A 411-nucleotide genomic window follows, 5' to 3' on the forward strand; every position below is an offset into this window, starting at 1 on the left:
GGACGCTATGTTGGTCATGTCGGGAGTGGCGGAGAGGCTGTCGTTTCATTTATTTGCCGAAACGGCCATGAGCAGCATTCCAGGGCAAGGAAGTTGGGAGAAGGGCAAGGATGCGCCGCTTGCGCCATCCACAACAGACGAGGGAAAGGCTGCTCTGTCGAAACCAGAAATAAGATTTCTGCGACCAAGAAAGCCAAACGGGACGGCTGGAACTGCGTTGTTGACGAATTGGACGAATCTCAGCCCATCTGATACACTGTCTCACATGAACACAGTAGTTGAAGTCAGGCCCGGAGAAGGTGGGGAAGACGCCGAGCAGTTCGCAGAAGAACTGACGTCGGCGCTTTCTCGCGCACTCTCACGAGAATCAGTCCAGCACGAGGTTCAGAACCCTCGCCTGGTCATTCGCGG

1 protein-coding gene is annotated in these 411 nt (G+C 55.2%); it reads left to right on the forward strand.

The features are described from left to right. Window positions 1-67: 67 nt before the first annotated feature. On the forward strand, window positions 68-411 hold a 344-nt coding region (locus tag I6F37_RS42265), incomplete at its 3' end, for a PCRF domain-containing protein (protein ID WP_225154714.1).

It is taken from the genome of Bradyrhizobium sp. NBAIM08 (assembly GCF_020193935.1).
GTDB classification, from domain to species: Bacteria; Pseudomonadota; Alphaproteobacteria; order Rhizobiales; family Xanthobacteraceae; genus Bradyrhizobium; species Bradyrhizobium yuanmingense.